The sequence below is a fragment of the Enterobacter wuhouensis genome, from assembly GCF_035835995.1.
GTDB classification, from domain to species: domain Bacteria; phylum Pseudomonadota; class Gammaproteobacteria; order Enterobacterales; family Enterobacteriaceae; genus Enterobacter; species Enterobacter wuhouensis.
In genome coordinates, this window is sequence record NZ_CP142124.1 from 4,226,293 (window position 1) to 4,252,066 (window position 25,774).

General features: G+C 54.2%; 30 protein-coding genes and 1 tRNA gene. 13 read left to right on the forward strand and 18 right to left on the reverse strand.

Annotated elements, in window-relative coordinates:
* Positions 1–132: 132 nt before the first annotated feature.
* Positions 133–1,479: an argininosuccinate synthase gene (argG, locus tag VPX56_RS20115; protein WP_326468567.1), complete on the forward strand. Its 1,347-nt coding sequence runs from the start codon at positions 133–135 to the stop codon at positions 1,477–1,479.
* Positions 1,480–1,667: 188 nt separating this feature from the next.
* On the opposite strand, the gene VPX56_RS20120 is transcribed toward argG, so the two are convergent.
* The 6 genes from VPX56_RS20120 to rlmE form a co-directional block, all read right to left on the reverse strand.
* Positions 1,668–1,754 (reverse strand) — tRNA-Leu (locus VPX56_RS20120).
* Between the two features lie 9 nt (positions 1,755–1,763).
* A complete protein-coding gene (gene secG, locus VPX56_RS20125; RefSeq protein WP_003861803.1) occupies positions 1,764–2,096 on the reverse strand; it encodes a preprotein translocase subunit SecG in 333 nt (110 codons plus the stop codon).
* 224 nt (positions 2,097–2,320) lie between these two features.
* Complete coding sequence (gene glmM, locus VPX56_RS20130; protein ID WP_131635318.1) at positions 2,321–3,658, reverse strand: phosphoglucosamine mutase; 1,338 nt, start codon at positions 3,656–3,658, stop codon at positions 2,321–2,323.
* A complete protein-coding gene (gene folP, locus VPX56_RS20135) occupies positions 3,651–4,499 on the reverse strand; it encodes a dihydropteroate synthase (RefSeq protein ID WP_131635317.1) in 849 nt (282 codons plus the stop codon). Before folP ends, glmM begins: the two co-directional genes overlap by 8 nt.
* A 99-nt stretch (positions 4,500–4,598) precedes the next feature.
* The gene (gene ftsH / locus VPX56_RS20140) at positions 4,599–6,533 is read right to left on the reverse strand and encodes an ATP-dependent zinc metalloprotease FtsH (RefSeq protein WP_010436002.1); all 1,935 of its coding nucleotides are present in this window, start codon (positions 6,531–6,533) and stop codon (positions 4,599–4,601) included.
* A gap of 102 nt (positions 6,534–6,635) precedes the next feature.
* Complete coding sequence (gene rlmE, locus VPX56_RS20145; protein ID WP_010436004.1) at positions 6,636–7,262, reverse strand: 23S rRNA (uridine(2552)-2'-O)-methyltransferase RlmE; 627 nt, start codon at positions 7,260–7,262, stop codon at positions 6,636–6,638.
* A 127-nt stretch (positions 7,263–7,389) separates the two neighbouring features.
* On the opposite strand from rlmE, the gene yhbY reads away from it, so the two are divergent.
* Positions 7,390–7,683, forward strand: coding sequence for a ribosome assembly RNA-binding protein YhbY (gene yhbY / locus VPX56_RS20150; RefSeq protein ID WP_003861814.1), 294 nt, complete (start codon positions 7,390–7,392; stop codon positions 7,681–7,683).
* 151 nt (positions 7,684–7,834) lie between these two features.
* Here the strand turns inward: yhbY and greA are convergent, their stop codons facing one another.
* Positions 7,835–8,311, reverse strand: a complete 477-nt coding sequence (greA, locus tag VPX56_RS20155) for a transcription elongation factor GreA (protein ID WP_131635316.1) — start codon at positions 8,309–8,311, stop codon at positions 7,835–7,837.
* A gap of 227 nt (positions 8,312–8,538) precedes the next feature.
* Here greA and dacB point away from each other — a divergent pair, with 227 nt between their 5' ends.
* From dacB to pmrB, 3 genes are read left to right on the forward strand one after another with little or no spacing between them, the layout of a single operon-like run.
* Complete coding sequence (dacB, locus tag VPX56_RS20160) at positions 8,539–9,972, forward strand: serine-type D-Ala-D-Ala carboxypeptidase (protein ID WP_131635315.1); 1,434 nt, start codon at positions 8,539–8,541, stop codon at positions 9,970–9,972.
* Between the two features lie 2 nt (positions 9,973–9,974).
* A complete protein-coding gene (gene pmrA, locus VPX56_RS20165; protein ID WP_006178770.1) occupies positions 9,975–10,637 on the forward strand; it encodes a two-component system response regulator PmrA in 663 nt (220 codons plus the stop codon).
* Positions 10,634–11,677, forward strand: a complete 1,044-nt coding sequence (gene pmrB / locus VPX56_RS20170; protein WP_326468573.1) for a two-component system sensor histidine kinase PmrB — start codon at positions 10,634–10,636, stop codon at positions 11,675–11,677. The genes pmrA and pmrB overlap by 4 nt, the downstream gene beginning before the upstream one ends.
* A 35-nt stretch (positions 11,678–11,712) precedes the next feature.
* Here the strand turns inward: pmrB and cgtA are convergent, their stop codons facing one another.
* The 4 genes from cgtA to rplU form a co-directional block, all read right to left on the reverse strand.
* Positions 11,713–12,888 carry an Obg family GTPase CgtA gene (gene cgtA / locus VPX56_RS20175; RefSeq protein ID WP_326468575.1) on the reverse strand — a complete coding sequence of 392 codons (1,176 nt, stop codon included), beginning with the start codon at positions 12,886–12,888 and terminating at the stop codon, positions 11,713–11,715.
* A 15-nt stretch (positions 12,889–12,903) separates the two neighbouring features.
* Positions 12,904–13,872, reverse strand: a complete 969-nt coding sequence (locus VPX56_RS20180; RefSeq protein ID WP_263610411.1) for a DMT family transporter — start codon at positions 13,870–13,872, stop codon at positions 12,904–12,906.
* A gap of 95 nt (positions 13,873–13,967) precedes the next feature.
* The gene (gene rpmA / locus VPX56_RS20185) at positions 13,968–14,225 is read right to left on the reverse strand and encodes a 50S ribosomal protein L27 (RefSeq protein ID WP_004385076.1); all 258 of its coding nucleotides are present in this window, start codon (positions 14,223–14,225) and stop codon (positions 13,968–13,970) included.
* A gap of 19 nt (positions 14,226–14,244) precedes the next feature.
* Positions 14,245–14,556, reverse strand: coding sequence for a 50S ribosomal protein L21 (gene rplU, locus VPX56_RS20190; protein WP_095284390.1), 312 nt, complete (start codon positions 14,554–14,556; stop codon positions 14,245–14,247).
* A 257-nt stretch (positions 14,557–14,813) separates the two neighbouring features.
* Here rplU and ispB point away from each other — a divergent pair, with 257 nt between their 5' ends.
* Together ispB and sfsB are read left to right on the forward strand one after the other, a co-directional pair.
* Positions 14,814–15,785: an octaprenyl diphosphate synthase gene (gene ispB / locus VPX56_RS20195; protein ID WP_131635311.1), complete on the forward strand. Its 972-nt coding sequence runs from the start codon at positions 14,814–14,816 to the stop codon at positions 15,783–15,785.
* A gap of 228 nt (positions 15,786–16,013) precedes the next feature.
* Entirely contained in the window at positions 16,014–16,301 is a 288-nt protein-coding gene (sfsB, locus tag VPX56_RS20200) for a DNA-binding transcriptional regulator SfsB (protein ID WP_131635310.1), read from the forward strand.
* 63 nt (positions 16,302–16,364) lie between these two features.
* Here sfsB and murA read toward each other — a convergent pair whose 3' ends face one another.
* The 7 genes from murA to mlaF all read right to left on the reverse strand — a co-directional run bounded on the left by murA (position 16,365) and on the right by mlaF (position 21,156).
* Complete coding sequence (murA, locus tag VPX56_RS20205; protein WP_131635309.1) at positions 16,365–17,624, reverse strand: UDP-N-acetylglucosamine 1-carboxyvinyltransferase; 1,260 nt, start codon at positions 17,622–17,624, stop codon at positions 16,365–16,367.
* Positions 17,625–17,673: 49 nt separating this feature from the next.
* Positions 17,674–17,928, reverse strand: a complete 255-nt coding sequence (ibaG, locus tag VPX56_RS20210; RefSeq protein WP_014071941.1) for a BolA family iron metabolism protein IbaG — start codon at positions 17,926–17,928, stop codon at positions 17,674–17,676.
* A 125-nt stretch (positions 17,929–18,053) separates the two neighbouring features.
* Entirely contained in the window at positions 18,054–18,347 is a 294-nt protein-coding gene (mlaB, locus tag VPX56_RS20215; RefSeq protein ID WP_131635308.1) for a lipid asymmetry maintenance protein MlaB, read from the reverse strand.
* Positions 18,347–18,982, reverse strand: coding sequence for a phospholipid-binding protein MlaC (mlaC, locus tag VPX56_RS20220; protein ID WP_131635307.1), 636 nt, complete (start codon positions 18,980–18,982; stop codon positions 18,347–18,349). Before mlaC ends, mlaB begins: the two co-directional genes overlap by 1 nt.
* A gap of 18 nt (positions 18,983–19,000) precedes the next feature.
* Positions 19,001–19,549 (reverse strand): outer membrane lipid asymmetry maintenance protein MlaD, encoded by a 549-nt coding sequence (mlaD, locus tag VPX56_RS20225; protein WP_131635306.1) that lies wholly within the window; start codon positions 19,547–19,549, stop codon positions 19,001–19,003.
* A gap of 4 nt (positions 19,550–19,553) precedes the next feature.
* Positions 19,554–20,336, reverse strand: coding sequence for a lipid asymmetry maintenance ABC transporter permease subunit MlaE (gene mlaE / locus VPX56_RS20230; protein ID WP_131635305.1), 783 nt, complete (start codon positions 20,334–20,336; stop codon positions 19,554–19,556).
* A gap of 7 nt (positions 20,337–20,343) precedes the next feature.
* A complete protein-coding gene (gene mlaF / locus VPX56_RS20235) occupies positions 20,344–21,156 on the reverse strand; it encodes a phospholipid ABC transporter ATP-binding protein MlaF (protein WP_131635304.1) in 813 nt (270 codons plus the stop codon).
* Between the two features lie 227 nt (positions 21,157–21,383).
* Between mlaF and VPX56_RS20240 the strand changes: the two genes are divergently transcribed.
* Genes VPX56_RS20240 through lptB form a run of 6 tightly spaced genes read left to right on the forward strand, consistent with a single transcriptional unit; the run spans position 21,384 to position 25,769 of the window.
* Positions 21,384–22,361, forward strand: coding sequence for a calcium/sodium antiporter (locus VPX56_RS20240; protein ID WP_131635303.1), 978 nt, complete (start codon positions 21,384–21,386; stop codon positions 22,359–22,361).
* Positions 22,362–22,374: 13 nt separating this feature from the next.
* Positions 22,375–23,361 (forward strand): arabinose-5-phosphate isomerase KdsD, encoded by a 987-nt coding sequence (gene kdsD / locus VPX56_RS20245; RefSeq protein WP_131635302.1) that lies wholly within the window; start codon positions 22,375–22,377, stop codon positions 23,359–23,361.
* Positions 23,362–23,375: 14 nt separating this feature from the next.
* Positions 23,376–23,942: a 3-deoxy-manno-octulosonate-8-phosphatase KdsC gene (gene kdsC, locus VPX56_RS20250; RefSeq protein WP_131635301.1), complete on the forward strand. Its 567-nt coding sequence runs from the start codon at positions 23,376–23,378 to the stop codon at positions 23,940–23,942.
* On the forward strand, positions 23,939–24,514 hold the full coding sequence (lptC, locus tag VPX56_RS20255) for an LPS export ABC transporter periplasmic protein LptC (RefSeq protein WP_131635300.1): 576 nt from the start codon (positions 23,939–23,941) through the stop codon (positions 24,512–24,514). The genes kdsC and lptC overlap by 4 nt, the downstream gene beginning before the upstream one ends.
* Positions 24,483–25,037 carry a lipopolysaccharide ABC transporter substrate-binding protein LptA gene (gene lptA, locus VPX56_RS20260; RefSeq protein WP_131635299.1) on the forward strand — a complete coding sequence of 185 codons (555 nt, stop codon included), beginning with the start codon at positions 24,483–24,485 and terminating at the stop codon, positions 25,035–25,037. Before lptC ends, lptA begins: the two co-directional genes overlap by 32 nt.
* A 6-nt stretch (positions 25,038–25,043) precedes the next feature.
* Complete coding sequence (gene lptB, locus VPX56_RS20265) at positions 25,044–25,769, forward strand: LPS export ABC transporter ATP-binding protein (RefSeq protein WP_131635298.1); 726 nt, start codon at positions 25,044–25,046, stop codon at positions 25,767–25,769.
* The last annotated feature ends 5 nt before the right edge of the window (positions 25,770–25,774 follow it).

The following is a 25,774-nucleotide window of genomic DNA, read 5'->3' on the forward strand; positions in this document are numbered from 1 at the left end:
TTTACAAAAAACGCACGAGTCTCTTTCGGTCATCGACAAAAGATGATTAAATGAATACTCACTTATTTTGCATAAACATGCATCGAGAGCGAAAGCGGTCTCTAATCAGTCAATCAAGCAGGGTTTTATTATATGACGACGATTCTCAAGCATCTTCCGGTAGGACAACGTATTGGCATCGCTTTTTCAGGCGGCCTGGATACCAGCGCTGCACTGCTGTGGATGCGCCAGAAGGGAGCGGTTCCTTATGCATATACTGCGAACCTGGGACAGCCGGATGAGGAAGACTATGACGCGATCCCTCGTCGTGCCATGGAGTATGGCGCAGAGAACGCACGCCTGATTGACTGCCGTAAGCAGCTGGTCGCCGAAGGTATCGCTGCGATTCAGTGTGGTGCCTTTCATAACACCACCGGCGGCCTGACCTATTTCAACACCACCCCGCTGGGCCGTGCCGTCACCGGCACCATGCTGGTTGCCGCCATGAAAGAAGATGACGTGAATATCTGGGGTGATGGCAGCACCTATAAAGGCAACGATATCGAACGTTTCTATCGTTATGGCCTGCTGACCAACGCCGAACTGCAGATTTACAAACCGTGGCTGGATACCGACTTCATTGACGAGCTGGGCGGCCGTCATGAAATGTCCGAATTCATGATTGCCTGCGGCTTTGATTACAAAATGTCCGTTGAGAAAGCCTACTCTACCGACTCCAACATGCTGGGTGCCACGCACGAAGCAAAAGATCTCGAATTCCTGAACTCCAGCGTGAAGATCGTTAACCCGATCATGGGCGTGAAGTTCTGGGACGAAAACGTCAAAATTCAGGCGGAGGAAGTCACCGTACGCTTTGAGCGCGGCCATCCGGTTGCCCTGAACGGCAAGACCTTCTCTGACGACGTTGAGCTGATGCTGGAAGCAAACCGCATCGGTGGCCGTCACGGTCTGGGCATGAGCGATCAGATTGAAAACCGTATTATCGAAGCGAAAAGCCGTGGCATCTACGAAGCTCCGGGGATGGCGCTGCTGCACATTGCTTACGAACGTCTGCTGACCGGTATTCACAACGAAGACACCATTGAGCAGTATCACTCACATGGACGTCAGCTGGGCAAACTGCTGTATCAGGGCCGCTGGTTCGATCCGCAGGCGCTGATGCTGCGTGATGCCCTGCAGCGTTGGGTAGCAAGCGCAATCACCGGCGAAGTGACGCTGGAACTGCGTCGCGGCAATGACTACTCCATCCTGAATACCGTGTCTGACAACCTGACCTATAAAGCAGAGCGTTTAACCATGGAAAAAGGTGATTCCGTATTCTCTCCGGACGATCGTATTGGTCAGCTGACCATGCGTAACCTGGACATCACCGATACCCGTGAGAAGCTGTTCAACTACGTTGAGAACGGCCTGCTTTCCGCCAGCTCCGGTAACGGTCTGCCGCAGGTTGAAAACCTGGAACACAGCGACAAGAAGTAATCGACAGCAAGACATGCAAAAGGCGCCCACAGGGCGCCTTTTTTATGCTCTTCGTAGGCCCGGTAAGCGCAGCGCCACCGGGCAAAATGGCGGGTGGCGCTGCGCTTACCCGCCCTACACAAGATCGGAGATCTCACGATATACAGACGAAAAAAAAGACGTCTTTCGACGTCTTTCTTCTGGAATATTGGTACCGAGGATGGGACTCGAACCCACAAGCCCGTTAGGGCACTACCACCTCAAGGTAGCGTGTCTACCAATTCCACCACCTCGGTACTGAATACTTACTGCGGGATATCGCTGGTTGGCTTAGCCGGTGCAGCTGGCTGAGTCTGCTCAGTTTTTGCTGGCGCGCTCAGATTTTCCCACTCGCTTCCTTTACTGGTCTTGTTGCTGTTGATATTGCCCAGCACCAGACTGATGATGAAGAACAGCGTAGCCAGAATCGCCGTAGTGCGGGTCATGAAGTTCGCAGAACCACTTGAACCAAACAGCGTACCGGAAGCGCCTGCTCCGAAGGAGGCTCCCATATCAGCGCCTTTACCTTGCTGCAGCATGATCAGCGCTACGAGAGCGATGGCTACAATAAGGAAAATAACTAAAAGAGCTTCGTACATAATCAACCTGTTCCTTGCGGATTTGCCGCATACCAATGCTTCGACCAATTAGCAGGATTTCGTGTTTCCCACTGAAGCGGGTGTGAATACTAACCAAAGCGAATCACCTTCGCAAGGGCATTTTTGACGCATTGTATCAACTGCGGAAAAAAACAGCAAAAAGCCGTTAATTGCTTAAAACAAAGGCGGCAAGCGCCGCCTTTTTAAACACTTACAGTGAAATATTATGCAGCTTTCACCGCATCAGCAATACGGTGCGCGAATTCAGTCACCTGCGCTTCATCTTCACCTTCCACCATTACGCGGATCAGTGGCTCAGTACCTGACTTACGCAGCAGTACACGGCCACGATTGCCCAGGGCCGCTTCAACGTCAGCCATCACCGCTTTCACGTTGTCATTTTCAAGCGGATCGCCTTTACCCGCTGTGAAACGCACGTTGACGAGGATCTGCGGGAACATTTTCATGCCGCTGCAGAGATCGTGCAGGCTCATATGGTTGCGCGCCATGGCGGCCACAACCTGCAGGCCCGCGACAATGCCGTCACCGGTGGTCGTTTTGTCGAGAAGGATCACGTGGCCGGAGTTTTCAGCCCCAATGCGCCAGCCCTTCTCCTGCAGTTTTTCCAGCACGTAGCGGTCGCCCACTTTCGCGCGGACAAACGGGATCCCAAGCTGCTTCAGCGCCAGCTCCAGACCCATGTTGCTCATCAGCGTACCTACGGCGCCGCCGCGAAGCTGGCCCTGACGCAGACCTTCACGCGCAATGATGTAGAGGATCTGATCGCCGTCGACCTTGTTACCTTCGTGGTCAACCATGATCACGCGGTCGCCGTCGCCGTCCAGCGCAATCCCCAGATCGGCTTTTTCCGCCAGCACGCGTGCCTGCAGAGCACGAACGTCCGTTGCTCCCACCTGCTCGTTGATGTTCAGGCCGTCTGGCTCACAGCCGATGGTGATCACGTTCGCACCCAGCTCGCGGAAAACATTCGGGGCAATGTGGTAGGTCGCGCCGTTTGCACAATCCACCACAATCTTCAGATGCGCCAGGCTCAGCTCGTTCGGGAAGGTTCCTTTACAGAATTCAATGTAACGGCCCGCGGCATCAACAATGCGGTTCGCTTTACCCAGCTCGGCTGAGTCGACGCAGGTGATCTCTTTTTCCATTTCGGCCTCAATAGCCTCTTCCACTTCATCCGGCAGCTTGGTGCCGTCGATAGAGAAGAACTTGATGCCGTTGTCGTAGAACGGGTTATGCGATGCCGAAATAACAATCCCCGCTTCCGCACGGAAGGTCCGCGTCAAATACGCAACGGCGGGCGTAGGCATTGGGCCGGTGAAGGAAGCAGAAAGCCCCGCTGCGGCGAGGCCGGCTTCCAGCGCGGATTCCAGCATATAGCCTGAAATACGGGTATCTTTACCGATGATGATCTTACGGGAACCATGACGCGCCAGTACCTTGCCAGCAGCCCAGCCCAACTTCAGAACAAAATCAGGGGTGATTGGCGCATCGCCTACGCGCCCACGGATGCCATCGGTACCAAAATATTTACGATTACTCATAGCGTTTGTTTTCCTTCGCTGCCAGTGTGGCTTCTACCACACGCATGGCTTCTACTGTTTCTTTGACGTCATGGACACGGATAATATGCGCGCCCTGCATCGCTGCAATCACCGCGCACGCCAGGCTGCCGCTTAGACGCTCGCTTGGCCCCACGTTCAGCAGTTGCCCAATCATCGACTTTCTCGACATCCCCACCAGCAGCGGCAGGCCGAACTGATGAAATTCTGATAAGCGCGCAAGCAGCGCATAGTTGTGGGAAAGATTTTTACCGAAACCGAACCCCGGGTCGAGCAGCAATTTATCTTTTGCGATACCGGCACGCTCGCAGCGCGCTATATGCTCATTAAAGAAGCGATTCACGTCGGCAAAGACATCGTCATACTTCGGGGCTTCCTGCATCGTTTTCGGCTGACCCTGCATGTGCATCAGACAAACCGGCAGGCCGGTTTCCGCTGCCGCTTCAATAGCGCCCGGCTCGGTCAATGAGCGGATGTCATTGATAATGTGAGCGCCTACTCTCGCTACTTCACGAATGACTTCAGGTTTAGAGGTATCAACAGAGATCCACACTTCGAAACGCTGTGCGATGGCTTCAACCACCGGCACCACGCGCGCCAGCTCTTCCTCTACAGAAACATCCGCCGCGCCTGGACGCGTCGATTCACCGCCAACATCAATAATGGTGGCACCCGCGTTGATCATTAAATTTGCGTGCTTAACCGCGTCGATCAGCGTGTTGTGCGTGCCGCCGTCAGAGAAGGAGTCAGGGGTAACATTCAGGATGCCCATCACGTGCGGATGTGAGAGATCGAGATGCGAGTCCTGGGCGAATAGTTTCATGGCGAAAATCCCTGGTATTAATGTGGTTTAACAGAAAAGAAAAACCCCGGAGCAAGCTCCAGGGTTTGAGATACAGACAAACGCGTCAACAGCAGTGACTTACTTATCGCCCAACTGTTCTGACATGGTGTTGCCCGGGTTTGGCGTACGCGGTTCATCGACCGGACGCGGCGCACGCGGGGTGCCATTGTTGTCAGAATTGTTGGAAGCGCCTGGGTCTTCCCAGCCTGCTGGCGGACGCACTTCGCGACGCGCCATCAGGTCGTCAATCTGCGGAGCATCGATAGTCTCATATTTCATGAGCGCATCTTTCATCGAGTGCAGGATGTCCATATTGTCGTTCAGGATCTGGCGTGCGCGCGCATAGTTACGCTCTACCAATGATTTCACTTCCTGATCGATGATACGTGCCGTTTCATCGGACATATGTTTTGCTTTCGCCACGGAACGGCCCAAGAATACTTCACCCTCTTCCTCTGCATACAGCAGCGGACCGAGTTTGTCGGAGAAGCCCCACTGGGTCACCATGTTACGTGCCAGGTTTGTCGCGACTTTGATGTCGTTGGACGCACCGGTAGACACATGTTCCACACCGTAGATAATCTCTTCTGCCAGACGACCGCCGTAAAGGGTCGAAATCTGGCTTTCCAGCTTCTGACGGCTCGCGCTGATCGCGTCGCCTTCAGGCAGGAAGAAGGTCACACCCAGCGCGCGGCCGCGTGGAATAATCGTCACTTTGTGCACCGGATCGTGCTCCGGTACCAGACGACCGATAATCGCGTGGCCTGCTTCGTGGTATGCCGTGGACTCTTTCTGCGCTTCCGTCATCACCATGGAGCGACGTTCCGCACCCATCATGATTTTGTCTTTCGCTTTCTCAAACTCCACCATGGATACGACGCGCTTGTTACCGCGAGCGGCAAACAGAGCGGCTTCGTTGACCAGGTTAGCCAGATCCGCACCGGAGAAGCCCGGAGTACCACGCGCAATGATTGCCGCGTCGATGTCTGGTGCCAGCGGTACGCGACGCATGTGGACTTTCAGAATCTGTTCACGACCGCGAACATCCGGCAGACCGACCACAACCTGACGGTCGAAACGGCCAGGACGCAGCAGCGCTGGGTCAAGTACGTCAGGGCGGTTAGTTGCGGCGATAACGATAATACCTTCGTTACCTTCGAAGCCGTCCATCTCAACCAGCATCTGGTTCAGCGTCTGTTCACGTTCATCGTGACCACCGCCCAGGCCTGCGCCACGCTGGCGGCCTACGGCGTCGATTTCATCGATGAAGATAATGCACGGCGCTGCCTTTTTGGCCTGCTCGAACATGTCGCGCACACGAGATGCACCCACGCCCACGAACATTTCAACAAAGTCAGAACCTGAAATAGTAAAGAACGGCACCTTCGCTTCACCTGCAATCGCTTTCGCCAGCAGGGTTTTACCGGTACCCGGAGGGCCGACCATCAGGACGCCTTTCGGGATCTTACCGCCCAGCTTCTGGAAACGGCTCGGCTCGCGCAGGTATTCAACCAGTTCGCCCACTTCTTCTTTTGCTTCGTCACAACCTGCGACATCGGCAAATGTGGTCTTGATCTGATCTTCCGTTAGCATACGCGCCTTGCTCTTACCGAACGACATGGCACCTTTGCCACCGCCGCCCTGCATTTGACGCATAAAGAAGATCCAGACGCCGATAAGAAGCAGCATCGGGAACCAGGAAATGAAGATAGAAGCCAGCAGGCTCGGTTCTTCTGGCGGCTCGCCAACCACTTTGACGTTTTTGGTCAGAAGGTTATCAAGCAGCTTAGGATCGTTCACCGGGATGTAGGTCGTGTAACGGTTACTATCTTTCTTGGTAACGTTGATCTCACGTCCGTTGATACGCGCTTCGCGAACCTGGTCCTGATTGACCTCCTGCAGGAAGGTAGAATAATCCACCTTGCGGCCATTCGACTCGCTGGGCCCAAAGCTCTGGAATACTGACATCAGCACGACGGCAATGACCAGCCAGAGAATTAGGTTTTTCGCCATGTCACTCAAGGGATTAACCTCACATTACAACTGTGTTAAAAACAGCGTCAGGATACTCTATATCCAGTTTCATTCAAACTTTCGCCTGAAATCTACCGGTTATCATTTTCGCCCGGTCGCTACAATATACACTTCACGGGAACGCGCCCGGGAAGAGTCCGGCTTACGAACTTTGACCTTCGCAAACAGGGAGCGAATTTCCTTAAGGTACTCCTCGAAACCTTCGCCCTGAAACACCTTCACAACAAAACTACCACCAGGCGCTAGTACATCACGACACATTTCTAACGCTAGCTCCACCAGATACATGCCGCGGGGGATATCCACCGCCGGTGTTCCACACATATTTGGTGCCATATCAGACATGACAACCTGGACCTTACTGTCACCCACACGTTCAAGTAACGCTTTCAGCACTAATTCATCACGAAAATCGCCCTGAAGGAAGTCGACACCGACAATGGGATCCATCGGTAAAAGATCGCATGCAATGATTCGACCCGCGCCGCCGATCTGCGTTACCGCATACTGGGACCATCCGCCAGGCGCGGCACCGAGGTCGACAACCGTCATCCCCGGCTTAAAAAGTTTGTCACTTTGCTGTATTTCATCAAGTTTAAACCAGGCGCGGGAACGTAACCCCTTTTTCTGCGCCTGCAGAACATATTTATCGCTAAAGTGTTCCTGAAGCCAGCGGCTGGAACTGGCAGAACGCTTTTTACCTGTCATTTAACTTTTCCGTCCGGGTTCATCGTTGCCTACCTTTGACGTAAATTTCTACGCTGCTATTTGGCGATATAAGGGAGATGGCGGTAGAATGAACCGTTTTCAATCCCAACGTAAGCAAAAATATACGATGAATCTGAGTACTAAACAAAAACAGCACCTTAAAGGTCTGGCACATCCGCTCAAGCCTGTAGTTATGCTTGGCAACAATGGTTTGACCGAAGGGGTGCTTGCCGAGATTGAACAAGCGCTGGAACACCACGAGCTGATCAAGGTGAAAATCGCCTCTGAAGACAGAGACACTAAAAACCTGATCGTGGAAGCCATCGTGCGCGAAACCGGCGCCTGTAACGTACAGGTCATCGGTAAAACGCTGGTGCTCTATCGCCCATCTAAAGAGCGCAAAATCTCGCTGCCACGCTAAGGATATCCTGAATTGCACACATTTTCTGTGTAAAACGAGGGATTTCTGTCAGCAGGTGAGCAAAATGCCACGCTCCTTGAGTTGATAAAAGGCCGCTATGCGGCCTTTTTCTTTTCTTTACAATGTATCAACATCTTAGCGGAGAAGCGAATTACAGGTATTCAACCTTCGTAATTTCGTATTCCACTTCACCGCCTGGGGTGCGAATCATGACCACATCATCCTGCTCTTTGCCAATCAGGCCACGAGCAATCGGGGAGTTCACCGAAATCAGGTTCTGCTTAAAGTCAGCCTCATCATCACCCACGATGCGATAAGTTTGCTCTTCATCGTTGTCCAGGTTCAACACGCTAACGGTAGAGCCAAAGATCACGCGGCCATTGTTTGGCATTTTAGTGATATCGATAACCTGCGCATTGGACAGCTTTGCTTCGATATCTTTAATACGCCCTTCACAGAAGCCCTGCTGCTCACGCGCGGCGTGATATTCAGCATTCTCTTTCAAGTCGCCATGCTCACGCGCATCCGCGATAGCGGCGATGATTTCAGGACGACGCACGGATTTCAGGAAATCCAGCTCTTCGCGCAGTTTTTCGGCACCACGTAAGGTCATCGGAATAGCTTGCATTTGTTATACCTCTTAAACATTCCTGTTGGGAGCAGTGTTCCCTGCTCCTGCCCCCATGAGCGGGCAAGAAGCAAAAAGAAAACCGACCCGGGAGCGGAGCCCCAGGCCAGCAGCAATTTTCATTTTGATATGCATTTTACCGCGAAGTTCACTATGGGTCATCGTTTACTTTGCAGTGCCATGCACCGTAGTATGACGGTTTGTTTTCGGGTTGTTAGCGCGAGATTATGCGATTTTCCAGTTTTATCATCGGATTGACTACCAGTATAACGTTCACCGTCCAGGCTGCGAATGTTGATGAATACATTAATCAGCTGCCCGCGGGTGCTAACCTTGCGCTGATGGTGCAGAAGGTTGGCGCGCAGTCGCCAGAGATTGACTATCACAGTCAACAGATGGCGCTGCCTGCCAGTACCCAGAAGGTGATCACTGCGCTCGCCGCGCTGCTTCAGCTCGGGCCGGATTTTCGTTTTACCACCACCCTTGAGACAAAAGGCAACGTGGCAGATGGCGAACTGAAAGGCGATCTTATCGCCCGCTTTGGCGGCGATCCGACCTTTAAGCGCCAGGATATCCGCAACATGGTGGCGGTGCTGAAAAAATCTGGCGTGCAGAAAATTGATGGCAACGTGCTGATCGACACCTCTATCTTTGCCAGCCATGACAAAGCCCCCGGCTGGCCGTGGAACGATATGACGCAGTGCTTTAGCGCCCCGCCTGCCGCCGCTATCGTTGACCGTAACTGCTTTTCCGTCTCGCTGTACAGCGCACCGAAACCGGATGATTTAGCATTTATCCGCGTGGCGTCTTACTACCCGGTCACGATGTTCAGCCAGGTTCGCACGCTGGCGAAAGGTTCCCCGGATGCGCAATATTGCGAGCTGGACGTGGTGCCAGGCGATCTTAATCGGTTCACGCTCACCGGCTGCCTGACGCAGCGTGCCGATCCGCTGCCGCTGGCCTTCGCCATACAGGATGGCGCGGGCTATGCTGGCGCCATTCTCAAAGACGAGCTGAAACAGGCTGGAATAACCTATTCCGGCACCCTGCTCCGTCAGACCCAAGTCAATCAGCCCGGTAACGTTATTGCGACCAAACAATCGGCTCCACTGCACGATCTGCTTAAGATTATGCTGAAAAAGTCAGATAACATGATTGCTGATACGGTGTTTCGCATGATTGGTCACGCCCGTTTCGGCGTCCCGGGTACGTGGCGCGCGGGTTCAGATGCCGTACGTCAGATCCTTCGCCAGCAGGCGGGGATCGATCTTGGTAATACCATCGCCGTCGATGGGTCCGGATTATCGCGTCATAATTTGATCTCCCCAGCAACGATGATGCAAGTGCTTCAGTACATTGCACAACATGACACTGAGCTAAACTTTATTACGATGCTGCCGCTTGCCGGGCACGACGGTTCACTTCAATACCGTGCAGGACTTCACGCCGCCGGAGTGGATGGCAAAGTGTCGGCGAAAACCGGTTCACTGCAGGGCGTATACAACCTTGCAGGCTTTATCACGACCGCCAGCGGACAACGCATGGCATTCGTGCAGTATCTTTCCGGCTATGCCGTCGAACCGGCCGACCAGCGTAATCGTCGTATCCCGCTGGTACGTTTCGAAAGCAGGCTTTATAAGGACATCTACCAGAATAACTAGCGATGAAACTGCTCATAGTTGAAGACGATCTGTTATTACAGGAAGGGCTGGCGCTGGCTTTAGCCAATGAGGGATATGCTCTCGACTGTGCCGCAACGGCGGCAGAAGCGGACGCGCTGATCCAAAGCGGCGAATACAGCCTGGTGATCCTCGATTTAGGCCTGCCGGATAAAGACGGCGCCACGCTGCTGAGCCAGTGGCGTCGCCGCGGTGTGGAAAACCCGGTGCTGATCCTTACCGCCCGCGATGCCATCGAAGACCGCATTAATGGCCTCGATTCCGGTGCGGATGACTACCTGGTAAAACCCTTTGCGCTTGCGGAGCTGCAGGCACGCGTGCGGGCGCTGATCCGCCGCTATCAGGGGCATAGCGACAATCTGCTGACCGACGGCGATATTACGCTGAATCTGCAAACCCAGCAGGTGCTGCGCCAATCCCAACCGGTTGAAGTCACGCCTAAAGAGTTTGCACTGCTTACGCGCCTCATCATGCGCAGCGGACAAACCGTACACCGCGAAACGCTGCAGCAGGATATCTACTCCTGGCAGGACGATCCGGGCTCTAACACTCTTGAAGTCCACATTCACAATCTGCGCCGCAAGCTCGGCAAGGATCGGATTAAAACCGTCCGTGGCGTTGGCTACCGCCTGGAGAGTCAGAAATGAACAGTATGCGTCGGCGATTGATGGTGTTGCTGGCGGTTATTCTTCTCTTTTTTCAGCTGATTAGCGTCGTGTGGCTGTGGCACGAAAGCCGGGAGCAGATTGGCTTTCTGGTCAGCGAAACGCTGTCTGCGAAATCCCGTAACAATCACGTCGAGAAAGAGATCCGCGAGGCGATTGCCTCTCTGCTGGTGCCTTCCCTGGTGATGGTAGGCTTTACGCTCTTCTTCTCTTTCTGGGCGGTGACCTGGATAACCCGCCCTTTGAATAAACTGCGCGTCAGCCTGGCGAACCGTTCTGCGGACAACCTGACGCCGCTGCCTATGTATTCCGACATGGAGGAGATTGGCGCGGTCACCACCTCTCTGAACCAGCTCCTCGCGCGGCTGGATCACACCATTCAGCAGGAGCGTCTCTTTACCGCAGACGCTGCCCACGAGCTTCGGACGCCTCTCGCCGGGATCAGGCTGCATCTGGAACTCATGGTGCAGTCGGGTTCGGCACAGGCTACTCCGTTAATCAGCCGCATCGATCAGCTGATGCACACCGTTGAACAGCTGCTCATGCTGGCGCGAGCCGGGCAAGCGATGGCCAGCGGCCACTACGATACCGTCAGCTGGACAGACAATATCATCACCCCTCTCGGCCTTGAGCATGAAGCTAAAGAGCACACGGTCATTTGGCCCGCCAAAAGCCCGCTGACGGTTCAGGGTGATGCGGTGCTTCTGCGCCTGATGCTGCGTAATCTGCTGGAGAATGCCGGACGCTATAGCCCTGCGGGAACCACGATTGAAGTGACGCTGACCGAGCGGGACGGCGGGACAGAGGTTAGCGTCATCGATCAGGGCCCGGGCATTGACGAAGCGCACCGTCAGTCCATCACCGAGCCTTTCCGCCGGCTCGATCAGCGCTACGGCGGAAGCGGCCTTGGGCTGAGCATTGTGCAACGCATTGTGCAGCTTCATCACGGCAAACTGACGCTAGAGAATGCCGCAGAAGGCGGTTTAATTGCCAGCTGCTGGTTACCGTCGACGTTAGGTTAAAAAAAAAGCCCCTTAACAGGGGCTTCTTGCAGGAATTAATGCTTGTAGATGAACTCGACGCCTTCTTCGTCGTCTTCATCCCAGTCATCGTCCCAGTCTTCATCATCTTCTTCCGCTTCCAGCTCTTCGAGCTGCTGGCGGTGGTAGTCATCCCACATGAATTCAACTTTTTCAGGCTGTTTCGCTTCTTCCGCCTGAACGATTGGGTTTTCGATGATAAAGGTCATCACATCCCAGCAAAGATCTTTCACGCCAACCTGGCTTGCCGCAGAGATCAGGTAGTATTTATCCTCCCAACCCATTGCGTCAGCAATCGCTTTCGCTTTCGCTTCGGCTTCCGCTTTGTCCATCAGGTCGATCTTGTTAAAGACCAGCCAGCGCGGCTTACCGGCGAGTTTTTCGCTGTATTTTTCCAGTTCACCCACGATGATACGGGCGTTTTCAACCGGATCGGATTCGTCGATTGGATTAATATCAACAATGTGCAGCAGCACGCGGCAGCGCTCAAGGTGCTTCAGGAAGCGAATACCGAGACCTGCGCCTTCCGCTGCGCCCTCGATCAAACCTGGGATATCAGCGACGACAAAGCTCTTTTCATGGTCCATACGGACAACGCCCAGGCTTGGCACCAGCGTGGTAAACGGATAATCCGCCACTTTTGGCTTGGCGGCTGATACCGCACGGATAAACGTTGATTTACCGGCGTTCGGCATACCCAGCATACCCACGTCAGCCAGCAGCATCAGCTCCAGCTGCAGCTCGCGCGTATCGCCCGGCGTACCCATGGTTTTCTGACGCGGAGCACGGTTTACGGATGATTTGAAACGGCTGTTACCCAGACCGTGCCACCCCCCTTTCGCAACCAGCAGGCGCTGACCGTGTTTGGTCATATCACCCATAGTTTCGCCCGTACCCTGATCGATGACACGCGTACCGACCGGAACCTTAATGTTGACGTCCTTACCCCGTTTGCCGGTACAGTCACGGCTCTGGCCGTTCTGGCCACGCTCAGCACGGAAAGATTTTTCAAAACGGTAGTCGATCAGCGTGTTGAGGTTCTCATCCGCCTCCAGCCACACGTCGCCGCCGTCACCACCGTCGCCGCCGTCAGGGCCGCCACGAGGAATATATTTTTCACGACGGAAGCTTACACAGCCGTTACCGCCATCACCTGCTACGACCAGAATCGTAGCTTCATCAACAAACTTCATTTTACTCTCCGTAACTCATTCGCCTGAGCGGGGGACTTCTACTACGACCGCTTCATTTTTGCGCCAACGCCCCCAAAGACGATGGCCAATGGCGGAATACATCGCGCCCGCAACCACGACAAACGCACCGAGATAGCCCAACAGGTTGAGCATCGGTCTGACGAAAACATCGGGCCAGGCCATTGATAACAAATCTGAAAATAACAGGGTAAACAGCGGCGTCAGCGTGATTAACGCGCTCACCTGCGCTGCCTGCCAGCGCGCCATTGCTTCGGCCAGCGCGCCATAACCGACCAGCGTATTAAGCCCACAAAAAATGAGGCACGCCAGCTGCCAGTCGCTAAGCTGGGTAATCACACCCGGCTTTGCTAGTGGCAATAATGCTATTGTACACAAAGTGTACAGCAAAAGGAGGATCTGCTGTGAGGCCAGACGACGCAATAACACCTTTTGCGCGACGCCGTAACTCACCCAGACCGTTGCTGCACCCACACCGAAAATCACACCCCAGGTGTAATCCGTCAGGCGGGTAAAAATTTCCACGAGGCTGGTGTTGAAGAACATCACCAGGCCACAAAGCAGCATGCTCGCCCCGACAATCTGCGTCCCGCGCATCTTCTCCTTCAGGATAAAGACGCTGGCCACCATCATACCGACCGGTGAGAGTTGACCAATCACCTGCGACGCCGTAGGGCTAAGGTACTGCAGGGAAGAGCTGAACAGGATGAAGTTACCGAACAAACCGCCCGTCGCGATTGCCAGCAATACCAGCCATCGCGGTTTGCGGAAGATGCGCAGCGGTGGCAGCTTACCTTTGACGGCCAGAATGGCACCGAGGCCAATGCTTGCCATCAGAAAGCGATAAAACACCACCGTTGGTGGCTCCATCACTTCCAGTACCTGCTTCATTGCAATTGGCAGTGCACCCCAGCACATCGCGGTGGTGATCGCCAAAAGAATACCAATGCCGGCCTGCTGCTTCATGCCCGTTTTCCCTACAGAAAATTTTCCGGGTTTCCAATGTAAAAAGCCCCGCAACGTGTTGCGGGGCTTTAATCCGTTACCGGACCGAGAAAACCTTACTCAGCAACGATGCTGATGTATTTACGGTTGTTCGGGCCTTTAACTTCAAATTTCACTTTACCGTCTGCTTTAGCAAACAGAGTGTGGTCACGACCGCAACCTACGTTGTTGCCAGCGTGGAATTTGGTACCACGTTGACGAACGATGATGCTACCCGCCAGAACGGATTCGCCACCGAAACGCTTAACGCCAAGGCGTTTAGCTTCTGAATCGCGACCGTTACGTGTGGAGCCGCCAGCCTTTTTATGTGCCATTTAAATCTCTCCTCAGGTCTTAGGCGCTGATGCCAGTAATTTTCACATCAGTGAACCACTGACGGTGGCCCTGCTGCTTACGGTAGTGTTTACGACGACGAAACTTAACGATTTTAACTTTCTCGCCACGACCGTGAGCAACAACTTCAGCTTTGATAACGCCGCCATCAACGAAAGGAACGCCGATTTTGACTTCTTCACCGTTTGCGATCATCAGAACTTCAGCGAACTCAACAGCTTCGCCAGTTGCGATGTCCAGCTTTTCCAGGCGAATGGTCTGACCTTCGCTTACTCGGTGTTGTTTACCACCACTTTGGAAAACCGCGTACATATAAACTCCGCTTCCGCGCACGTCCTCGTATGAATCAGAGTGCGCTATAAATATTCACAATAGGGCGCGAATATTACGCAAAACGCGAGCCTTTGACAAGTGCTACCGTCAATACATGAAGAAAAAAAACACAACACGTACGGTAACGTTTATCTGCGCGGTTTTTTCAGTACAATCAGCAATACTATTGATAAACCCAACCCCATTGTGAACCCACATCGTGTGGGATAAACAGGATAAAAAGCCCGGCTTTTGCGATGAATTTAGAAAAAATCAACGAGTTAACCGCGCAAGATATGGCGGGTGTGAATGCAGCAATCCTGGAGCAACTCAACTCTGACGTTCAGCTGATCAATCAGTTGGGCTATTACATCGTCAGCGGCGGCGGTAAACGCATTCGCCCGATGATTGCCATTCTGGCCGCCCGCGCCATTGGCTATCAGGGAAATGCCCACGTCACGATCGCTGCCCTGATCGAATTTATTCATACTGCGACGCTTCTGCACGATGACGTTGTGGATGAATCAGACATGCGTCGCGGGAAAGCCACGGCCAATGCCGCCTTCGGTAACGCAGCCAGCGTTCTGGTCGGGGATTTTATCTATACCCGCGCCTTCCAGATGATGACCAGCCTGGGCTCGCTGAAAGTGCTCGAAGTGATGTCTGAAGCCGTAAACGTGATCGCGGAAGGCGAAGTCCTCCAGCTGATGAACGTCAACGACCCGGACATCACGGAAGAAAATTACATGCGCGTCATCTACAGCAAGACCGCGCGCCTGTTTGAAGCGGCTGCGCAATGTTCTGGCATCCTGGCAGGCTGTACGGAAGCGCAGGAAAAAGGGCTGCAGGATTATGGCCGCTACCTTGGCACCGCGTTCCAGCTGATTGATGACCTGCTGGATTACAGCGCCGATGGCGAAACGCTCGGTAAAAACGTTGGCGATGACCTGAACGAAGGTAAACCGACCCTGCCGTTGCTCCATGCCATGCGCAACGGCACGCCTGAACAGGCGAAAATGATCCGCGAAGCGATCGAACAGGGAAATGGTCGACATCTTCTGGAACCTGTACTGGAAACAATGGCTATCTGCGGATCGCTGGAATGGACGCGTCAGCGTGCCGAGGAAGAGGCCGATAAAGCCATCGAAGCACTCCAGGTTATTCCCGACAGCCCGTGGCGCGAGGCGCTAATTGGTCTTGCCCACATCGCCGTTCAGCGCGATCGTTAATTTCTCGCCCTTTCCCCGTGCGCGTCACGGGGAACTCCAATAAGCTCCTGTAAATTCCATATTCATGTTAAATCATCGGCTTACAGGCCGCATGAATAAAGCCATGTCTTATTCTGAATATTGCTTCCAGTAACTCGAACTTTTTAGAACATGTGTTCGAAGGCGCTATAGTAACGCGGTCATTTCAGGAGAAATGGCGCAGGTGAATACGAACATAAGGACAGCTTTATGGATACGAAATTTATCGACTGGCATTCCGCTGACATCATTGCGGCACTGCGCAAAAAAGGAACATCACTGGCAGCAGAATCGCGCCGCAGCGGTTTAAGCTCTTCGACGCTGGCAAACGCCCTGACCCGCCCCTGGCCAAAGGGAGAATTAATCATCGCGACGGCGCTGGACACGCACCCGTGGATAATCTGGCCGTCACGCTACCACGACCCTGTTACGCATGAGTTTATCGACAGAACGCGCATGATGCGCCAGAGCAAAACAAAGAAAGCGCATCAGAGCTGATGCACCCGGTTTGACAGGAACAGCAATCCCCCAGCCCTTCAAGGCAGGGGGGTGCCGGAACGATTACTCGCCCTTCACACGCTCGATATTGGCACCCAGCGCGCGCAGTTTGTCTTCGATACGCTCATAGCCACGATCGATGTGGTAGATACGATCGACAACGGTCGTTCCTTCTGCAATACAACCCGCCAGCACCAGGCTTGCGGACGCACGCAGGTCGGTCGCCATCACCTGCGCACCCGACAGTTTTTCAACGCCGTGGCAGATAACCGTATTGCTTTCGATCTCAGCATGCGCGCCCATACGGATCAGTTCAGGCACATGCATGAAACGGTTTTCGAAGATGGTTTCCGTGATGAACCCGGTGCCTTCTGCAACCAGGTTTAACAGGGTAAATTGCGCCTGCATGTCCGTCGGGAAGGCAGGATGCGGTGCAGTACGCACATTTACGGCTTTTGGACGCTGACCGTGCATATCCAGGCTAATCCAGTCTTCACCTGTTTCAATATCCGCACCCGCATCGCGCAGTTTCGCCAGAACGGCATCCAGCGTGTCAGGCTGTGCGTTACGGCAGACAATCTTGCCGCCGGAAATCGCCGCTGCCACCAGGAAGGTACCGGTTTCGATACGGTCCGGCAGAACGCGGTAAACGCCGCCACCCAGGCGCTCAACGCCTTCGATGGTGATGCGGTCGGTGCCCTGACCCGAAATTTTTGCACCCAGCGCCACGAGGAAATTCGCGGTATCCACGATCTCCGGCTCGCGCGCGGCGTTTTCAATAACGGTCGTGCCTTCTGCCAGCGTCGCTGCCGACATGATGGTGACGGTTGCGCCTACGCTCACTTTATCCATAACAATGTGCGCGCCTTTCAGACGGCCATTGACGGACGCTTTCACATAACCTTCTTCCAGCTTGATCTCTGCGCCCAGTTTCTCAAGGCCAAAGATGTGCAGGTCAACAGGACGCGCGCCGATGGCGCAACCGCCCGGCAGCGAGACTTGCCCCTGACCAAAACGCGCCACCAGCGGGCCAAGCGCCCAGATGGACGCACGCATGGTTTTCACCAGGTCGTAAGGCGCAGAGAAGTTGTTAACGTTGCCGGCATCGATCCACACGGAACCGTTACGCTCGACTTTCGTACCCAGCTGGGTGAGCAACTTCATGGTGGTGTCGATATCTTTCAGCTTCGGTACGTTCTGAATTTCTACCGGCTCTTCCGCCAGCAGCGCGGCAAAGAGGATTGGCAGCGCGGCGTTTTTGGCGCCAGAAATTGTGACTTCGCCCTGGAGACGCGTTGGCCCCTGTACACGAAATTTGTCCATGTAATTGCTCTCTTATAAATTCAACCGTGCTGCGGGCATAGCCCTCAGCTCAAAAACCGTTTAGTTTGCGATCGCGTGCCCACTCTTGCGGGGTGAACGCTTTAATCGACAGGGCGTGGATGCGGTTGTCCGCAATGTATTCCATCAGCGGCGCGTAAACAGCCTGCTGCTTCTTCACGCGACTCATACCGTCGAAGATCTCACCCACAGCAATAACCTGGAAGTGACTGCCATCGCCAGAGACGTGGGCTTCCTGAAGGGAGAGTGCATTCATCAGCACTGCCTGGATTTCATTATTTTCCATGGGTTCTTAATCATCTGATAGTAAAACAAGCCCAACATCTTAGAGCAAAGTGGCGCAGTCTTAAACAAGCAAAAAGCCCCGACGATGAAACTGTCGAGGCTTTCAGAAGTAACGCACTGAAAATATTAACGAGGCAAAACGTCCTGCGGCAAATTGTAGAGCTGCGCCAGGGTAACAACATTGTCGCTCGCACCGTGAAGCGCGACGTTTTTACCCTGCTTTTTCCCTTCCGCTATCAGATGGGTCAGCAGCGCAATCCCAGCCGTATCAACCCGCGTGACGTCGCTTAAGTCAATGAGCGTCACGCCCTGCATGGCTTCATGACGCTTATCCCATAGCGGGTTCAGCAAGTCCTGATCCAGTTCACCGGACAGTTTTAACGCCTCGCCTTCACGCGACCAGCCAAGCTGCTGAGACATTACTTTTTCTCGTCCAGCGTAATTTTCTGACGAGAGATAGACTGCAGCTGTGCGGTCAGGCCATCAATACCTTTGGTGCGCAGCAGATCGCTCCACTCGTTCTGTTTGGTGGTGATCATGCTCACCCCTTCGGCAATCATGTCATACGCCTGCCAGTGGCCGGTCTGGCTGTTTTTACGCCACTGGAAGTCCAGACGAACCGGCGGACGACCGTTAGGATCGTTAATGGTCACGCGGATAGGGATAATGGTCGCGTCGCCCAGCGGCTGTTCAGGAGCAATTTGATAGGTCTGACCGTGATACATCGCCAGCGCCTGGCCGTACGCCTGTTTCAGGTACTCGCGGAAGGCGGCAAAGTAGGCATCACGCTGCGCTGGGGTAGCATCTTTGTAGTAACGTCCCAGAACCAGCGCGCCCGCATATTTAATCTGCACGTACGGAAGCAGTTCCTGATCGACCACGTCGCGCAGATAATCAGGATTAGCACGAATTTTAGGCTGCTCGTTCTTAAGACGATCGAAGGTCTTCTGTGCGGCCTCATCCATCAGTTTGTACGGGTTAGTCTGGTCTGCCGCATGTACTGCGGAAAGAGGGGCAATGACCAGCATGGCAACCATTAACAGTCGTTTAAACATGAATGACTTCTCCTGAAATTAATTCGCTGCACCAGGTGCCGGTGCGGCGTTGGTATGCTCTTCACTCTGCGCAGGCGCAGCTTCTGAGTTTTTATCATCCCCTTTACTGTTGTAAAGGAACTGACCAATCATATCTTCCAGCACCATCGCGGACTTCGTATCCTGGATTACGCTACCGTCCTTAAGGATAGTCGTTCCCAGCTCCGGGTCTTCAAAACCGACGTTCAGGGCAAGATATTGCTCACCCAGCAGGCCGGAGGTACGAATGGAAAGCGAGCTGGTATCTGGAATATGGTTGTAGCGCTCTTCAATCTCCATCGCGACGCGCGGGAGATAGGTTTTCTCATCGAGCGTAATATCCGTCACGCGGCCAATCACCACGCCGCCGATGCGAACCGGCGAGCGCGCCTTCAGGCCACCGATATTATCGAAAGTGGCATAGATACGATACGTCGGCTCGGTGCGAACGGAAGTGATATCCGCCGCGCGCAGGCAGATGAACAGTGCAGCCAGCAGGGCTAACAGCAGAAACACGCCAACCCAAATTTCATTTTTTCTCGTTTGCATGAACTCAATTCCCAAACATCAGTGCGGTGAGCACAAAATCCAGACCCAGTACGGCCAGCGACGAATGTACGACAGTACGTGTAGTAGCACGGCTAATGCCCGCCGACGTCGGGATAGCATCGTAACCGTTAAACAAGGCAATCCAGGTGACCGTAATAGCGAAGACCACGCTTTTAATCAGGCAGTTAACCAGATCCATTCGCAGGTCGATCGCATCCTGCATAGCAGACCAGAAGAACCCGGCGTCAATCCCTTTCCAGTGCACGCCAACCAGCGAACCGCCCCAAATACCCACGGCGACAAAGAGGATGGTGAGCAACGGTAAGGAAATAACCCCAGCCCAGAAACGTGGCGAGATCACGCGACGCAGCGGATCGACCGCCATCATCTCCATGCTGGAAAGCTGCTCGGTCGCACGCATCAGGCCGATTTCCGCCGTTAGCGCAGAACCCGCGCGTCCGGCAAACAGCAGCGCCGCAACAACCGGCCCCAGCTCACGCAGCAGCGAGAGCGCAACCAGCATTCCAAGGCTCGTTTCCGCGCTGTAGGTGGTGAGAACCAGATACCCCTGCAGCCCCAGCACCATACCGATAAACAGACCGGAAACGATGATGATGAGCATCGACAGCACGCCGACATTATAGAGCTGTCGCACGAGTAAAGGCGTATGTTTACGGAATTCCGGCTTGCCGACCACCGCGTTGAATAACATCAATCCGGCACGCCCGAACGTCCTGATGGTTTTTATGCCACGGTGTCCGAGAGCGGCCAACGCATTTAACAGCATGAGTGGCTTAACTCCCTATTCCCAGTAAATCATCACGGTAATCGCCCGCAGGATAGCGGAACGGCACGGGTCCATCCGCAATGCCGTCCAGGAACTGACGAACTCGCGGATCGCAATTTTCCTGCAACGCCTGAGCACTGCCGTGCGCAACGATCTTTTTGTCTGCCACAATGTAGGCGTAATCAGCAATGCTCAGCACTTCCGGCACGTCGTGGGAGACCACGATGCAGGTCACGCCGAGCGCGCTGTTCAATTCAGAGATGAGCTTAACCAACACGCCCATAGTGATAGGGTCCTGCCCGACGAAAGGTTCGTCGAACATGATTAAATCAGGTTCTAACGCAATGGCGCGCGCCAGCGCGGCGCGACGTGCCATACCGCCGGAAAGCTCAGACGGCATTAATTTCGCCGCACCTCGCAGCCCCACGGCTTCCAGCTTCATCATCACGGTGCTTTTCAGCAGTTCTGGCGGCAGCTGGGTATGTTCTCGCAGCGGATAAGCCACGTTATCGAAGACGTTCATGTCGGTGAATAACGCTCCCGACTGAAAAAGCATGCTCATGCGCTTACGCACGGTATACAGGCGCGATCGCGACATCTCCGGGACGTTTTCCCCGTCGAAAAGAATTTCTCCGCTGTCTGGTGGGATCTGCCCACCAATGAGTCGTAACAGAGTCGTTTTACCGATCCCGGACGGCCCCATAATGGCGGTAATCTTGCCACGCGGTACGGTCAACGAAATATCATCAAATATCAATCTGTCGGCGCGAGAAAAGCTCACACCGCGGACATCGACTATATTCGCCATCGTTTGGCTCATTTATGGTTCCTTTCTTACCCTGCCTCATGCGAAGCGTAACGCTTAAATCAGCCCTAAACCCCACATTTTTACAGAATATTAGCCTTTGAGGTTAGCGAAAGCTGGCATTTGTTTTACTTTTCCAGCGCATAAAGTCAAAATTAGGAATTCGTTACGTCTCAGACTGTATGCAGCGCCGGCAATTCTGCACGGTGGACCGGCGAGTATACCTGAAGAAAGGACTTTTGATGCTTTTAGCAACAGCACTGTTAATAATTGGTTTACTTTTGGTGGTCTACAGTGCTGACCGTTTAGTGTTTGCCGCATCGATCCTGTGCCGTCTGATTGGCGTACCGCCTATTGTCATCGGGATGACCGTTGTCAGCGTCGGCACTTCTCTTCCTGAAATAATCGTCTCGGTTACCGCCTCTTTACACGGTCAGGTTGACCTCGCGATTGGCACGGCGATCGGCTCTAACATCGTCAATATTCTGCTTATTTTAGGCCTTGCCGCGCTGCTGCATCCTTTTCGCGTGCATTCTGATGTTCTGCGCCGCGAATTGCCGCTAATGTTAATCGTAAGCCTGCTGGCAGGCTGCGTATTTTATGATGGGGTGCTGAGCTACAGCGACGGCATTTTCCTGCTGGCGCTGGCGGCCATCTGGCTACTTTATAGTGTTAAAATCGCCCGGCAGGCTGAAAAACAGGGCCATGACAGCCTGACGCGCGAGCATGTTGCCGAACTCCCGCGTGAAGGCACGCTTCCCGTCGCGCTGCTTTGGCTTGGCGTTGCGTTAATCATCATGCCGATGGCCACGCGCATGGTGGTGGATAACGCAACCGTGCTGGCGAACTATTTCGCCATGAGCGAACTAACCATCGGCCTGACCGTGATTGCCATCGGCACCAGCCTGCCGGAGCTGGCCACGGCCATTGCTGGCGCACGTAAGGGCGAAGACGATATCGCCATTGGCACCATCATCGGTTCCAACATTTTCAATATCGCCATCGTGATGGGGCTACCGGCTCTGATTTCACCGGGGCCATTTAACCCTATGGCCTTCACGCGTGATTACGGTGTGATGCTGCTGGTCAGCGTGATTTTCGCCCTGCTCTGCTGGCGGCGAAAAGAGCAGATAGGCAAAGGCGCAGGCGCGCTGCTGACAGGTGGATTTATCGTATGGATGGCTATGCTGTACTGGCTCTCGCCTCTTCTCTCTGGGTAAACGGAAACGCATTATGTCGCAAGTAGAATTGCAGCCGGGTTTTGACTTTCAGAAAGCAGGCAAAGACGTTCTGGAGATTGAACGTGAAGGTCTGGCGCAGTTAGATCAGTACATTAATCAGGATTTTAGTCTGGCATGTGAGAAGATATTCTACTGTGCCGGTAAAGTCGTGGTCATGGGAATGGGCAAGTCCGGTCACATCGGGCGCAAAATGGCGGCGACGTTTGCCAGCACGGGAACCTCCTCCTTCTTTGTCCATCCTGGTGAAGCCGCGCACGGCGATCTGGGGATGGTCACGCCGCAGGATGTGGTCATTGCACTGTCGAATTCCGGCGAGTCCAATGAGATCCTGGCGCTGATCCCGGTATTGAAGCGCCTGCAGGTTCCGCTCATTTGCATGACCAGCCGCCCCGAAAGCAGCATGGCGCGCGCCGCGGATATTCACCTGTGTGTGAAGGTCCCCAAAGAAGCCTGTCCGCTCGGTCTTGCGCCGACATCCAGCACCACGGCTGCGCTGGTCATGGGCGATGCGCTGGCCGTTGCGCTGCTTGAAGCCCGGGGCTTTACGCCGGAAGATTTCGCGCTGTCCCACCCGGGTGGCGCGCTGGGCCGCAAGCTGCTGCTGCGGGTGAACGATATTATGCACACGGGCGATGAGATCCCTCACGTCAGCAAAGAGGCTTCGCTGCGCGATGCGCTGCTGGAGATCACCCGTAAAAATCTGGGCATGACGGTGATATGCGATGACCTGATGAAAATTCAGGGCATTTTCACCGATGGCGACCTGCGTCGCGTGTTCGATATGGGGGTGGATGTCCGCACGCTCGGTATTGCCGACGTCATGACGACAGGCGGCATTCGCGTGCGTCCAGGCACGCTGGCTGTGGATGTATTGAACCTCATGCAGTCCCGTCATATCACCTCCGTCATGGTTGCCGATGGCGACCAATTGCTGGGTGTGGTACATATGCATGATCTGCTGCGCGCGGGCGTAGTGTAATGAAGGATAAGACAATGAGTAATGCGGGTGCATCCCTTGCAACCTGTTATGGTCCGGTGAGTACCTCCATGATGGCAAAGGCGGAAAATATTCGCCTGCTGATCCTGGATGTGGATGGCGTACTCTCCGATGGCCTGATTTACATGGGCAATAATGGCGAAGAGCTGAAAGCATTTAACGTTCGCGACGGTTACGGCATTCGCTGCGCGCTCACGTCGGGTATTGAAGTTGCAATCATCACCGGACGAAAAGCTAAACTGGTAGAAGATCGCTGTGAAACGCTGGGCATTACCCATCTGTATCAGGGGCAATCCGACAAGATGGTCGCCTTCAACGATCTGCTGGGTAAACTGGCTATCGCACCGGAAAATGTGGCCTACGTCGGGGACGATCTGATTGACTGGCCGGTGATGGCGGAAGTGGGCCTGAGTATCGCGGTGGCCGATGCGCATCCGCTGCTGATCCCGCGCGCTGACTATGTTACCCATATTAACGGTGGCCGTGGTGCCGTACGTGAAGTCTGCGATCTGCTTCTGCTGGCGCAGGGCAAGCTTGATGAGGCCAAAGGGCAATCGATATGAGTAAAACCAGACGTTGGGTTATCATTCTGCTTTCGCTTGTTGCGCTGGTCCTGATTGGCGTGAATCTTGCCGATCGTGACGATACGCAGACAGAAGTAGTGAATAATAACGAGCCAACCTATAAAAGCGATCACAGCGACACCGTGGTCTACAGCCCTGAAGGGGCGCTGAACTATCGGCTGATTGCCCAGCATGTAGAATATTTTTCAGATGACGGTATTTCCTGGTTTACCCAGCCCGTCATGACCACGTTCGATACGGACAAAGTGCCGACGTGGTCGATTAAGTCAGACAGGGCAAAGCTGACGAACGACCGTATGCTGTATCTGTACGGCCACGTTGAAGTCAACGCCCTGACCCCTGACTCGCAGCTGCGCAAAATTACGACGGATAATGCCCAAATCAACCTGGTGACCCAGGATGTCACGTCGCAGGATCTGGTCACACTGTATGGCACTACATTTAATTCCAGCGGTCTGAGAATGCGCGGGAACTTACGCAGCAAAAACGCCGAGCTGATTGAAAAGGTTAGAACCTCCTATGAAATTCAAAACAAACAAACTCAGCCTTAAAGTAATTATCGCCAGTGCGATGCTGGCGGCCAGTCTTCCCGCTTTTGCTGTGACGGGTGATACCGAGCAGCCAATTCATATCGAGTCCGACGCGCAGTCGCTCGATATGCAGGGTAACGTCGTCACCTTCACGGGCAACGTCGTCATGACCCAGGGCACGATCAAAATTAACGCCGACAAAGTGGTCGTTACCCGCCCAGGCGGCGAGCAGGGCAAAGAAATCATCGATGGCTATGGCAATCCGGCCACCTTCTACCAGATGCAGGACAACGGCAAGCCGGTAAAAGGGCGTGCCTCGCACATGCATTACGAACTGGCGAAGGATCTGGTTATCCTCACCGGTAACGCCTATCTGGAGCAGCTGGACAGCAATATCACCGGCGACAAGATCACCTATCTGGTGAAAGAGCAGAAAATGCAGGCCACCAGTGAGAAAGGCAAACGCGTGACTACCGTGCTTGTTCCGTCCCAGCTGCAGGACAAAGGCAAAGGCCAGGCCCCGGCACAGAAGAAGAGTAACTAATTCGCTATGGCAACATTAACTGCAAAAAATCTTGCGAAAGCCTACAAGGGCCGCCGCGTCGTGGAAGATGTCAGTCTGACCGTCAATTCCGGCGAAATCGTGGGCCTGCTTGGCCCTAACGGTGCGGGTAAAACCACCACGTTTTACATGGTCGTCGGCATTGTGCCGCGCGATGCGGGCAACATTATCATCGACGATGAAGACATTAGCCTGCTGCCGCTGCACGCGCGCGCGCGTCGTGGCATTGGCTACCTGCCTCAGGAAGCCTCCATTTTCCGCCGCCTGAGCGTTTACGATAACCTGATGGCGGTACTGCAAATTCGTGACGATCTGACCAGCGAACAGCGTCAGGATCGCGCCAATGAGCTGATGGAGGAGTTCCACATCGAACACCTGCGCGACAGCCTCGGTCAGGCGTTATCCGGCGGTGAACGTCGCCGTGTTGAAATTGCGCGCGCGCTGGCGGCGAACCCGAAATTCATCCTGCTGGATGAACCCTTCGCGGGCGTTGACCCGATCTCCGTTATCGACATCAAACGTATTATCGAGCATCTGCGCGACAGCGGACTTGGCGTGCTGATCACCGACCACAACGTTCGTGAAACGCTGGCGGTGTGTGAACGCGCCTACATTGTGAGCCAGGGCCATCTGATCGCCCACGGTACGCCGCAGCAAATCCTCGAAGATGAGCATGTTAAGCGCGTGTACCTTGGGGAAGACTTCAGACTCTGATAGGG

Excerpts from the sequence above, each read along its gene's own strand:
- argG (WP_326468567.1), top strand. The coding sequence starts at position 133 with ATGACGACGATTCTCAAGCATCTTCCGGTAGGACAACGTATTGGCATC.
- secG (WP_003861803.1), bottom strand. The coding sequence starts at position 2,096 with ATGTACGAAGCTCTTTTAGTTATTTTCCTTATTGTAGCCATCGCTCTC.
- glmM (WP_131635318.1), bottom strand. The coding sequence starts at position 3,658 with ATGAGTAATCGTAAATATTTTGGTACCGATGGCATCCGTGGGCGCGTA.
- folP (WP_131635317.1), bottom strand. The coding sequence starts at position 4,499 with ATGAAACTATTCGCCCAGGACTCGCATCTCGATCTCTCACATCCGCAC.
- ftsH (WP_010436002.1), bottom strand. The coding sequence starts at position 6,533 with ATGGCGAAAAACCTAATTCTCTGGCTGGTCATTGCCGTCGTGCTGATG.
- rlmE (WP_010436004.1), bottom strand. The coding sequence starts at position 7,262 with ATGACAGGTAAAAAGCGTTCTGCCAGTTCCAGCCGCTGGCTTCAGGAA.
- yhbY (WP_003861814.1), top strand. The coding sequence starts at position 7,390 with ATGAATCTGAGTACTAAACAAAAACAGCACCTTAAAGGTCTGGCACAT.
- greA (WP_131635316.1), bottom strand. The coding sequence starts at position 8,311 with ATGCAAGCTATTCCGATGACCTTACGTGGTGCCGAAAAACTGCGCGAA.
- dacB (WP_131635315.1), top strand. The coding sequence starts at position 8,539 with ATGCGATTTTCCAGTTTTATCATCGGATTGACTACCAGTATAACGTTC.
- pmrA (WP_006178770.1), top strand. The coding sequence starts at position 9,975 with ATGAAACTGCTCATAGTTGAAGACGATCTGTTATTACAGGAAGGGCTG.
- pmrB (WP_326468573.1), top strand. The coding sequence starts at position 10,634 with ATGAACAGTATGCGTCGGCGATTGATGGTGTTGCTGGCGGTTATTCTT.
- cgtA (WP_326468575.1), bottom strand. The coding sequence starts at position 12,888 with ATGAAGTTTGTTGATGAAGCTACGATTCTGGTCGTAGCAGGTGATGGC.
- VPX56_RS20180 (WP_263610411.1), bottom strand. The coding sequence starts at position 13,872 with ATGAAGCAGCAGGCCGGCATTGGTATTCTTTTGGCGATCACCACCGCG.
- rpmA (WP_004385076.1), bottom strand. The coding sequence starts at position 14,225 with ATGGCACATAAAAAGGCTGGCGGCTCCACACGTAACGGTCGCGATTCA.
- rplU (WP_095284390.1), bottom strand. The coding sequence starts at position 14,556 with ATGTACGCGGTTTTCCAAAGTGGTGGTAAACAACACCGAGTAAGCGAA.
- ispB (WP_131635311.1), top strand. The coding sequence starts at position 14,814 with ATGAATTTAGAAAAAATCAACGAGTTAACCGCGCAAGATATGGCGGGT.
- sfsB (WP_131635310.1), top strand. The coding sequence starts at position 16,014 with ATGGATACGAAATTTATCGACTGGCATTCCGCTGACATCATTGCGGCA.
- murA (WP_131635309.1), bottom strand. The coding sequence starts at position 17,624 with ATGGACAAATTTCGTGTACAGGGGCCAACGCGTCTCCAGGGCGAAGTC.
- ibaG (WP_014071941.1), bottom strand. The coding sequence starts at position 17,928 with ATGGAAAATAATGAAATCCAGGCAGTGCTGATGAATGCACTCTCCCTT.
- mlaB (WP_131635308.1), bottom strand. The coding sequence starts at position 18,347 with ATGTCTCAGCAGCTTGGCTGGTCGCGTGAAGGCGAGGCGTTAAAACTG.
- mlaC (WP_131635307.1), bottom strand. The coding sequence starts at position 18,982 with ATGTTTAAACGACTGTTAATGGTTGCCATGCTGGTCATTGCCCCTCTT.
- mlaD (WP_131635306.1), bottom strand. The coding sequence starts at position 19,549 with ATGCAAACGAGAAAAAATGAAATTTGGGTTGGCGTGTTTCTGCTGTTA.
- mlaE (WP_131635305.1), bottom strand. The coding sequence starts at position 20,336 with ATGCTGTTAAATGCGTTGGCCGCTCTCGGACACCGTGGCATAAAAACC.
- mlaF (WP_131635304.1), bottom strand. The coding sequence starts at position 21,156 with ATGAGCCAAACGATGGCGAATATAGTCGATGTCCGCGGTGTGAGCTTT.
- VPX56_RS20240 (WP_131635303.1), top strand. The coding sequence starts at position 21,384 with ATGCTTTTAGCAACAGCACTGTTAATAATTGGTTTACTTTTGGTGGTC.
- kdsD (WP_131635302.1), top strand. The coding sequence starts at position 22,375 with ATGTCGCAAGTAGAATTGCAGCCGGGTTTTGACTTTCAGAAAGCAGGC.
- kdsC (WP_131635301.1), top strand. The coding sequence starts at position 23,376 with ATGAGTAATGCGGGTGCATCCCTTGCAACCTGTTATGGTCCGGTGAGT.
- lptC (WP_131635300.1), top strand. The coding sequence starts at position 23,939 with ATGAGTAAAACCAGACGTTGGGTTATCATTCTGCTTTCGCTTGTTGCG.
- lptA (WP_131635299.1), top strand. The coding sequence starts at position 24,483 with ATGAAATTCAAAACAAACAAACTCAGCCTTAAAGTAATTATCGCCAGT.
- lptB (WP_131635298.1), top strand. The coding sequence starts at position 25,044 with ATGGCAACATTAACTGCAAAAAATCTTGCGAAAGCCTACAAGGGCCGC.